The 7,305-nt window shown below is 64.3% G+C and carries 5 protein-coding genes; 3 read left to right on the forward strand and 2 right to left on the reverse strand.

The genetic code is table 11. The annotated features are described in order from the left end of the window. Positions 1-2: 2 nt before the first annotated feature. Entirely contained in the window at positions 3-3,056 is a 3,054-nt protein-coding gene (gene uvrA / locus ACH2CW_RS06835; RefSeq protein WP_395056423.1) for an excinuclease ABC subunit UvrA, read from the reverse strand. Between the two features lie 223 nt (positions 3,057-3,279). Between uvrA and ACH2CW_RS06840 the strand changes: the two genes are divergently transcribed. From ACH2CW_RS06840 to ACH2CW_RS06850, 3 genes are all read left to right on the forward strand, one after another. Continuing rightward, a complete protein-coding gene (locus ACH2CW_RS06840; RefSeq protein WP_395056432.1) occupies positions 3,280-4,509 on the forward strand; it encodes an MFS transporter in 1,230 nt (409 codons plus the stop codon). Positions 4,510-4,527: 18 nt separating this feature from the next. Further along, on the forward strand, positions 4,528-5,028 hold the full coding sequence (ssb, locus tag ACH2CW_RS06845; protein ID WP_395056425.1) for a single-stranded DNA-binding protein: 501 nt from the start codon (positions 4,528-4,530) through the stop codon (positions 5,026-5,028). 198 nt (positions 5,029-5,226) lie between these two features. Then, complete coding sequence (locus ACH2CW_RS06850) at positions 5,227-6,651, forward strand: MipA/OmpV family protein (RefSeq protein WP_395056427.1); 1,425 nt, start codon at positions 5,227-5,229, stop codon at positions 6,649-6,651. Between the two features lie 94 nt (positions 6,652-6,745). On the opposite strand, the gene ACH2CW_RS06855 is transcribed toward ACH2CW_RS06850, so the two are convergent. Next, positions 6,746-7,305 (reverse strand): aminomethyltransferase beta-barrel domain-containing protein (locus tag ACH2CW_RS06855; RefSeq protein WP_395056429.1); only part of this gene is annotated, 560 nt, incomplete at its 5' end.

Genomic DNA, 7,305 nt, shown 5'->3' on the forward strand with positions numbered 1-7,305 from the left:
GCTTACAAGAGCCGCTTGAGATACCGTCCAGTGTGGCTGTCCGCGTTGGCCGCTATGTCTTCGGGCGTACCCACACCGACCACGGTGCCGCCACCAGCGCCGCCTTCGGGCCCCATGTCGATCAGCCAGTCGGCGGTCTTGATCACGTCCAGGTTGTGCTCGATCACGACGATGGTGTTGCCGGCGTCGCGCAACTGGTGCAGCACCTTGAGCAGCAAATCAATGTCGGCAAAATGCAGGCCGGTGGTGGGTTCGTCGAGGATGTAAAGCGTGCGACCGGTGTCGCGCTTGGACAGCTCGAGCGCGAGCTTGACGCGCTGCGCCTCGCCGCCCGACAGTGTGGTCGCCGCCTGACCGAGCTTGATGTAACTCAGGCCGACGTCGAGCAGGGTGTGCAGCTTGCGCGCAATCACCGGTACCGCCTTGAAAAATTCGGCGGCGTCTTCCACCGTCAGGTCCAGCACCTGCGCGATGTTTTTGCCCTTGTATTGCACCTCCAGCGTTTCGCGGTTGTAACGCATGCCCTTGCAAACATCGCAGGGCACATACACATCAGGCAAAAAGTGCATCTCGACCTTGACCACACCATCGCCCTGGCAGGCCTCGCAGCGGCCGCCGGCCACGTTGAAAGAAAAACGTCCGGCGCCGTAGCCGCGTTCACGCGCGGTGTTCATCTCGGCCATCAGCTCGCGGATCGGCGTGAACAAACCCGTGTAGGTGGCCGGGTTGCTGCGCGGCGTGCGGCCAATCGGCGACTGGTCCACATTGATGACCTTGTCGAAATGCTCGATGCCTTCGATGCTTTCGTGCGGCGCCGGCTCTTCATGCGCGCGGTACAGCGTGCGCGCCACAGCGGCGTACAGGGTGTCGTTGACAAGGGTCGATTTGCCGGAGCCCGAGACACCGGTCACGCAGGTCAGCAGCCCGACCGGGAAATCGACACTGACGTTTTTGAGGTTGTGCCCGCTGGCCTTGATGATGCGAATGGCCTGCATGTCGCCCTGCGTGCGCAGATGTTCAGCCTCGCGCGCCGCACGTTTGATGCCGGCGGCGCTGGGCGCAAACTTCGACGGCTTCTTCGGGTCGCGGTAAGGTGCTTTTTCGACCGTTGGCAGCCAGGGTGTGCGGCGTTGGGGCACAGCGATTTTCAGCACCTGCGACAGATACTTGCCGGTCAGTGAATCAGGATTGGCCAGCACCTGCGCGTACGTCCCCTGCGCCATCACACGCCCGCCATGAATGCCGGCGCCAGGCCCCATGTCGATCACGTGGTCGGCGGCGCGGATCATGTCTTCGTCGTGCTCCACCACCAGCACGCTGTTGCCGATGTCGCGCAAATGTTTGAGCGTGCCGATCAGCCGGTCGTTGTCACGCTGGTGCAGTCCGATGCTGGGCTCGTCGAGCACATACATCACGCCGGTCAGGCCAGAGCCGATCTGTGACGCGAGCCGGATGCGTTGCGACTCGCCGCCCGAAAGAGTCTCGGCGCTGCGGTCCAGGCTCAGGTAGTTGAGGCCCACGTCATTGAGAAACTTCAGGCGCAGCCCGATCTCGCGCACCACCTTGCCGGCGATCTCGGCCTTGGCGCCTTCCATGGTCAGGGTGTCGAAGTAGTCGAAACTTTCGCGCAGTGTGGCATGGCTGATTTCGTAAATCGCCTTGCGCCCGCCGGCGCCCACCAGGTAGACATGGCGGGCCTCGCGGCGCAGGCGCGTGCCTTCGCAGTCGGGGCAGGGCTGCAGGCTGCGGTAACGGGCCAGCTCCTCACGCACCGCCGGTGAGTCGGTCTCGCGGTAACGACGTTCGAAGTTGGTGATCACGCCTTCGAAGGGGTGTTTTTTCGTGTGTTTTTTGCCGGCGTTGACGCCCGAGTCGAGGATGTAGCTGAATTTGATCTCGTCCTCGCCCGAGCCATGCAGCACCACCTGCTGCACCGCGTCCGGTAGTTTTTCAAACGCGGTGTCGATGTCGAAGCCGTAGTGTTTGGCCAGGCTTTCGAGCATCGAAAAATAATAGGCATTGCGCCTGTCCCAGCCCTTGACTGCGCCGCTGGCCAGGCTCAGTGAGGGGAAGGCCACCACGCGTGTCGGGTCAAAAAACTCCATGTGGCCCAGGCCGTCGCACGTCGGGCAGGCGCCCACCGGCGAGTTGAAGGAAAACAGCCGTGGCTCCATCTCGCTGAGCGAGTAGCTGCAGACCGGGCAGGAAAACTTGGCGCTGAACAAATGCTCCTGGCCCGAATCCATTTCCATCGCCAGGGCCTTGCCATCGGCCAGGCGCAGCGCAGCTTCAAAACTTTCTGCGAGGCGCTGCTGCATGTCAGGCCGCACCTTGAGCCGGTCGATCACCACGTCGATGTTGTGTTTCTCGGCCTTTTTGAGTTTGGGCAGTTCGTCGAATTCATAGGCCGTGCCATCGACGCGAAAACGCACATACCCCTGGGCCTGCATCTCGGCAAACAGCTCGACAAATTCGCCCTTGCGCTCACGCGCCACCGGCGCCAGCACCATCAGCTTGGTGTCTTCCGGCAGGGCCAACACATGGTCGACCATCTCGCTGACACTTTGCGCCTGCAGCGGCAGGTCATGGTCCGGGCAATACGGCGTGCCGGCACGCGCAAACAGCAGGCGCAGGTAGTCGTGGATCTCGGTCACCGTGCCGACGGTGGAGCGCGGGTTGTGTGAGGTCGCCTTCTGCTCGATGGAAATCGCTGGCGACAGGCCTTCGATCATGTCCACATCGGGCTTGTCCATCAGCTGCAGGAACTGGCGCGCGTAAGTGCTCAGGCTCTCGACATAACGGCGCTGGCCCTCGGCGTACAGCGTGTCGAAAGCCAGCGAAGACTTGCCCGATCCGCTCAGCCCGGTGATCACCACCAGCTGGTTGCGCGGAATGTCGAGGTCGATGTTCTTGAGGTTGTGCGTGCGTGCGCCGCGAATGCTGATGCGCTGCGCTGCCAAAGCCTGCGCGAGGTAGCGGCTGGCATCAGGTTCAGCCGCTACCGGGCCGGCAGCGGCTGCGGGAGCGAGGTATTTGACGTCGTTGGGAGAGTTCACGTATGAGGGCGCCGCAAAACCCTCCATCATAGACGCGTACGGCTTTTTCGGCACCCCCGCCACGGGTGGCCCTTTGGCCCTGCCCTTGACCGGCGCTCCGGCGCGTTTCCTGCTTGCAGCCGGGTTCTCAAAGACGCCCCGCAATTCAAAGACAATAGCTCACCCTCCCGTCTCCATTTGAGCCCCACTCCGCCTGACCGTGTCTCCCGCCCCTTCTTACCCCATGACCGCCACCGAGCGGCGCGCCAGCGCCTCGCTGGCCTCAATTTTTGCGCTGCGCATGCTGGGCTTGTTTCTGGTGTTGCCGGTGTTTGCGCTGGAGGCCGCGCGTTACCCTGGTGGGGATGACCCGGCCCGCATCGGCCTGGCCATGGGTATTTACGGTCTGACGCAGGGCATTTTGCAAATCCCGTTCGGCATGGCCTCGGACTGGCTGGGCCGCAAAAAGGTGATCGTGGCCGGCCTGGTGGTGTTTGCGCTGGGCAGCTTTGTGGCGGCCTGGGCGCCCGACCTGAGCTGGCTGATCATCGGCCGCTCGCTGCAGGGCGCTGGTGCGATTTCGGCGGCCGTGACTGCGCTGCTGGCCGACACCACACGCGACGAGGTGCGGACCAAGGCCATGGCGCTGGTCGGCGCCAGCATCGGCCTGATGTTTGCGCTGTCGCTGGTCGTGGCACCACTGCTGACTGCGCAGATTGGCCTGGCTGGCCTGTTTGGACTGACGGGCGCGATGGCGCTTGCCGGCATCGCGGTGGTGGTCTGGTGGGTGCCGCCCGAGCCGGCGCAACATGTGAACCGGCCGCGCGGCAGCCTGCTGGAGGTGCTCAAACACCCGGCCTTGCTGCGGCTGGACGCCGGGGTGTTCATCCTGCATGCGGTGCAACTGGCCATGTGGGTGGCGATCCCGGCGCTGCTGGTACAGGCCGGGCTGGTCAGCAGCAGCCACTGGCAGGTCTACCTGCCGGCGGTGCTGGCGTCTTTCGGGGTCATGGGCTTCACGCTGTTTCCGCTCGAAAAGCGCGGCTTCCTGCGCGGCGTTTTCCTCGCGGCGGTGGGCCTGATCGCGCTGGTGCAGTTCGGGCTCATGGCGGCCTCTTTGCAGGGCGCGCCTTCTCTGGCCGGGCTCGGCGTGCTGCTGTTCCTGTTTTTCTGCGGCTTCAACATTCTTGAAGCCAGCCAGCCCAGCCTGGCCTCGCGCGTGGCGCCAGCGCATTCGCGCGGTGCGGCGCTGGGCGTTTACAACACGCTGCAGTCGCTCGGGTTTTTTGCGGGCGGCGCGCTCGGCGGCTGGCTGGCCAAGGCGGCCGGTCCGCAGGCGCTGTTTGCGGCCTGCGGCGCCCTCATGCTCCTTTGGCTGCTGGTGGCTTGGCCCATGAAAGCTCCAGGAAGGCATGCCGTGCCTGCAGCGGCTGACCCGGCTGGCGGTCCCTCAGCCCGGCCAGTTAAACTGTGAAAAATTAGGAGGACATCCATGGCATCCGTCAACAAAGTGATTCTCGTCGGCAACCTGGGCCGTGACCCCGAAGTGCGCTACATGCCCAGCGGCGACGCCGTGGCCAACATCGCCCTGGCCACCAGCAGCAAGTACAAGAACAAGGCCGGTGAAATGGTCGAAGAGACCGAGTGGCACCGCATCAGCTTCTTCGGCCGCCAGGCCGAAATCGTCGGTGAATACCTCAAGAAGGGGCGCTCGGTCTACATCGAGGGCCGCCTGAAAACCCGCAAGTACACCGACAAGGACGGCGTCGAGAAATACGCCACCGACATCATTGCCAGCGAGATGCAGATGCTGGGCAGTCGCGAAGGCATGGGTGGCCCCGGTGGCAACGATGGCGGTGACGAAGGCGGCGAGCGCTCCTATTCGCGTCCGCCAGCCGCTGCGCCGCGCGCACCCGCAGCCGCCCCGCGCCCACCTGCGCCGACCAAGGCTGCCAGCGGCTTTGACGATATGGACGACGACATTCCGTTCTGATCGTCCGGTTCCCCGTGTTTTCTCTGCCCGGTCTGCGCCCAGCGCATGCCGGGCAGATGCATTTTTAAACAACGCTTTTTGTCGCCCGCCACCGTGAGACCGTGTAGGCGCTGGCCTTGTTTGAATGCGCTGGGCGCTTCCGACGTGTTTTGTTGGCTAGGATGAAATCTCCTGCCAACCACGACCCAAGAAGCCACCATGCGCGCGAACCCCAATCCCACGTCATCTACTCTGCGTTCCCGGCATGTGCCCGTCTGGCTGGGCGCAGCCCTGCTCGCCGCCACAACGCTGACGCCGGCGCATGCCAACACCGACCCCCTCAGCGATTTGCTGAGCACCCCCGGCAGTGCCGGCCTGGGCCTGGCGGTGCGCGCCGAGCAGTCGCCGTATGTCGGCGGCGGCACCCGCTACGACCTGTTGCCGCTGTACCTGTACGAAGGCAAACGCGTGTTCCTGCACGGCAGCCGCGCCGGGCTCAAGCTGCTGGACGACGGCGCCCAGCGTGTTGATATTTTCCTGGACCAGCGTTTCGAAGGGTATGCTGACGACCGGCCTCCGCCGAGCCTGACCGGCATGGCCGAACGCGGCTCGGGTCTGGACGCCGGTGTGTCTTACCGCTACCGCCAGCCCTGGGGAACGGTGCAGGCCGAGTTTTTGCAGGACGCTGCAGGATTTTCCAAAGGCAACGAGCTGCGCTTGTCTTACGCCTACGACTGGCGCTCGGGCCGGCTCGCGCTGCGGCCCAGCGTGACAGTGGCGGCGCGCAGCGCCAAGCTCAACAACTATTACTACGGCGTGCGGCCCGGCGAGGCCACCGCAACGCGGCCGGCCTACGAGCCCGGCAGCGGCGTCAACACCACCCTGGGTCTGTACGCCACTTATGAACTGAGCGAAGGCTGGCGCCTGCTCGGTGGTGTGACCCGTACTTTTCTGGACGACAAGGTCAAGGCCAGCCCCATCATCGGCAAGTCTGCACAGACCGGTGTGTTCATCGGCGCCGCCTATGACTTCGGCACCTACAAGGGCCAGTGGGCGCAGGAAACGAGCACGCCGACCTATTTCAAGCTCTTGTATGGCAAATCGACCGAGGACGGCTGCCACCTGGCGCGAATCATCACACTGCGCTGCGCCTCGACCGCCAAGGTCAACTCAACACGTATCGCGGGTGTGCAGGTCGGCAAACCCTTTATCGAGCAGCTCAATGGCTGGCCGGTGGACATCGTCGGTTATGTCGGCCTGCTCCAGCACGACGACCGCGGGCTGGCGCCCAACGGGCTGCAGCTTGATGCGTTCATGAAAGCCTATTACTACGGCTTTCCATGGAGCGAGCGGGTCAAGACCCGGCTTGGCCTGGGTGTTGGTGTGTCGCTGGCGCAGCGGGTGCCTTATGCCGAATCGAGCAGCCAGGCGGCACGCGGGCGCTCCACCTCACGCCTGCTCAACTACCTGGACCCGAGCATCGACTTCAGCGTCGGCGACCTGATCGGCAACCGCCGGCTGAAAGACACCTACCTGGGCTTCGGCGTATCGCACCGCTCTGGCGTCTTCGGCGCATCGCGCCTGCTGGGCAATGTCAACGGTGGCTCCAACTACATCTACACCTACATCGAAACCGTGCTGTGAGTTGATGGGGTTGAGTTGCTATTAAAATAATAGCTGCTTGCGCTTATTTGGCATGGGCTGGAGCCCGATTTGGCTTATAAAACCCGATCCGGATTCAGCCCAGGTTCTGCACGTTGCTCGACGCAATCACGCCACCGCCCAGGCACACCTCGCCCTGGTACACCACTGCCGACTGTCCCGGCGTCACGGCCCATTGCGGCTGCTCAAAGCGCAGCCCGGCTTCGGTGGCGGTCGGCGCGGCCAGCGTGCAGGCCGCATCCGCCTGCCGGTAACGCGTTTTGGCTGCCATTGCGCCGGCTTGGGGCGGCGCACCCCCCACCCAGCTGCAGTCCTGCACCTGGAGTTCCGTCGACAGCAGCCACGGGTGGTCGTGGCCCTGCACCACCCACAAGGTGTTGCTGGCCATGTCCTTGCGCGCGACAAACCAGGGCGCGTGTTCACCGGCGCCGCGCTGGCCTTGCGCCTGCAGCGCCTTGAGCTCGGCGCCGCGCGCCTTCACGCCGCCTATGCCCAGGCCCTGGCGCTGGCCCAGCGTGTAAAAACTCAGGCCCAGATGCTGGCCCAGTGTGCGGTCGCGCTCGTCGATGATCGGCCCGGGCTGGTGGCTGAGGTAGCGGTTCAAGAACTCCCGGAACGGCCGCTCCCCGATGAAGC

It is taken from the genome of Polaromonas sp. (assembly GCF_043778355.1).
Lineage (GTDB): Bacteria > Pseudomonadota > Gammaproteobacteria > Burkholderiales > Burkholderiaceae_C > Polaromonas.

Bases quoted from the DNA above. Each gene is read 5' to 3' on its own strand.
- ACH2CW_RS06850 (WP_395056427.1), top strand. From the start codon at position 5,227: ATGCGCGCGAACCCCAATCCCACGTCATCTACTCTGCGTTCCCGGCAT.
- ssb (WP_395056425.1), top strand. From the start codon at position 4,528: ATGGCATCCGTCAACAAAGTGATTCTCGTCGGCAACCTGGGCCGTGAC.
- ACH2CW_RS06840 (WP_395056432.1), top strand. From the start codon at position 3,280: ATGACCGCCACCGAGCGGCGCGCCAGCGCCTCGCTGGCCTCAATTTTT.